The organism is Ideonella sp. P3_A4, from assembly GCF_056403075.1.
On sequence record NZ_JBFUGE010000804.1, the window covers coordinates 1 to 2,364 of the forward strand.

Consider the following 2,364-nt stretch of genomic DNA (forward strand, 5'->3'; position numbering starts at 1 on the left):
CGATGGCGGCCACCTGGCTGGGCTGGCCGGTGCTGGCCAACCGCGAGATGCTCTGGGGCGAGCACTACGAGCGGGTTTGCGAAGCCTTCGGCGTGCTGGCACGCTGCATCGCGCGCTACCAGCGCTGCATCGTCGCCGCGCACGCGCCGCTGGCTGAACAAGCCCAAGCGCACTGCGGCTCCACGGTGCACGTGGTGCCGCTAGCGGTCGAAGACAACTGGCTGCGTGACTGCGGGCCGATCATGCTCGTCAACGACGAGCGCGAGAGCCAGATGGCGGTGGGCTTCCGCTTCAACGCCTGGGGCGAGAAGTACAAGCCGTACCACGGCTGCGCGCGGCTGGCAGACGACATCGCCACGCTGGCGCGCTTGCCGCTGGTGCGCTCGCGCATGGTGCTCGAAGGTGGCGCCTTCCATGTCGATGGCCGCGGCACGCTGCTGACCACCGAGAGCTGCCTGCTCAACCCGAACCGCAACCCCGGCATGACCCGCGGCGACATCGAGGCCGAGCTGCGCCRCATGCTGGGCGTGCACAAGATCGTCTGGCTGCCCGGCAACATGCACGAGACCGAGACCGACGGCCACATCGACGGCATCGCCTCGTTCATCGCACCGGGCCGCGTGCTGTTCAACGCCGCCGACCCCGACCAGGGCGAGTATTTCCGCGCGATGCGCGAGAACCGCCGCGCGCTGGCGATGGCCACCGACGTGACTGGGCGCCACTTCGAGATCCTCGATCTGCCGGTGCCGCGAGGCGCCGAGAACTTCGGCAGCGAGCGCTTCTGCGACATCTACTCGAACTACATCCTGGTCAACGGCGCAGTCATCTCCACCGCCTTCGGTGTGCCGCAGGACGAGGACGCGCGACTCGTGTTCCAGCGCGCCTTCCCCGACCGTGTCGTCGAGCTGCTGCCAATCACGCCGATCTCGCTCGGCGGCGGTGCCACGCACTGCTCGACGCAACAGCACCCGATGCTCGGCAACCAGCTTGAAGTAGCGGGATTTGCATCATCCCAAGGAGCCTGCGCATGACCGACCGCCACATCACCGTCGCCGCGGTGCAGATGCCCTCGGGCGACTGGGACCCGCAGCGCAACGCCGACCGCGCCGAGCGCCTGATTCGCCAGGCTGCGGCCGCCGGCGCGCAGCTCATCGTCTGCCCTGAGCTGTTCACCAGCCCGTATTTCTGCATCGACCAGAACGTGCAGCACCTGGAGCTGGCGCTGCCGGCCGAAGGCCACCCGCAGATCACCCGCTTTGCGCGCCTGGCGGGCGAGCTGGGCGTGGTGCTGCCCATCGGCTTCTTCGAGCGCGCCGGCAACGCGGCCTACAACTCGGTGGCCGTGGCCGATGCCGACGGCCGCGTGCTCGGCGTCTACCGCAAGACCCACATTCCCGACGGGCCGGGCTACACCGAGAAGTTCTACTTCACGCCGGGCGACACCGGCTTCAAGGTCTGGGACACGCGCTTCGGCCGCATCGGCGTCGCCATCTGCTGGGACCAGTGGTACCCCGAGACCGCACGCTCGATGGCGCTGATGGGCGCCGAGGTGATGTGCTTCCCGACCATCATCGGCTCGGAGCCGCACAACGCCGACTACGACACCGCCGGCCACTGGCAACGCACGATGCAAGGCCACGCCGCCGCCAACATGGTGCCGGTGGTGGCCGCCAACCGCATCGGGCGAGAGACAGGCCTGGGCAACGGCAACCCGCAGCAGCAGCCGCTAACGGCCACGTTCTACGGCTCCAGCTTCATCGCTGACCACACCGGCGCCAAGCTCGCCGAAGCCTCGCGCAGCGACGAGACGGTGCTGGTGCAGCGCTTCAACCTCGACGAGATCCGCCGCGAGCGCCAGTGCTTCGGCTTCTTCCGCGACCGCCGGCCACAGATGTACCAGACCCTGTTGACCAGCGACGGCCGCCACATCGCTGCCTGATCCTTCCATWGCAGTACCGAGGACGAGCATGTCAATTCACACCCTTTCATCCCGCCTGGCCGCGCTCGCATTGGCTGCCTGCGCGTGGGTCAGCCCCGCACAGGCTGCAGACGAACAGCAGCAGGTGCTGAATTTCTACAACTGGTCGTCCTACATCGCGCCCGACACGGTCGCCAACTTCGAGAAGGAGACCGGCATCAAGGTGCGCTACGACACCTTCGATTCGAGCGAGCTGCTGCATGCCAAGCTGGTGGCCGGGCGCACCGGCTACGACATCGTGATGTCGTCGTCCGGCTGGGCCAAGATGCAGGCCGACGGCGGGCTGCTGATGCCGCTGGACAAGGCGCAGATCACGAACCTGAAGAACCTTGATCTGCTGATCGAAAGCCAGCTGGCGCGGCTGGACCCGGGCAACACCTACGCAG

At 67.6% G+C, this 2,364-nt stretch carries 3 protein-coding genes; all 3 read left to right on the forward strand.

Annotated elements, in window-relative coordinates:
* Nucleotides 1–2 precede the first annotated feature (2 nt).
* A complete protein-coding gene (locus AC1DYI_RS32935) occupies nucleotides 3–1,031 on the forward strand; it encodes an agmatine deiminase family protein (protein WP_477208319.1) in 1,029 nt (342 codons plus the stop codon).
* The gene (gene aguB, locus AC1DYI_RS32940) at nucleotides 1,028–1,939 is read left to right on the forward strand and encodes an N-carbamoylputrescine amidase (protein WP_477208320.1); all 912 of its coding nucleotides are present in this window, start codon (nucleotides 1,028–1,030) and stop codon (nucleotides 1,937–1,939) included. Before AC1DYI_RS32935 ends, aguB begins: the two co-directional genes overlap by 4 nt.
* A gap of 28 nt (nucleotides 1,940–1,967) precedes the next feature.
* A partial coding sequence (locus AC1DYI_RS32945) for an extracellular solute-binding protein (RefSeq protein ID WP_477208321.1) occupies nucleotides 1,968–2,364 on the forward strand: 397 nt, incomplete at its 3' end.

Coding starts and splice junctions, on each gene's coding strand:
- aguB (WP_477208320.1), top strand. CDS start 1,028: ATGACCGACCGCCACATCACCGTCGCCGCGGTGCAGATGCCCTCGGGC.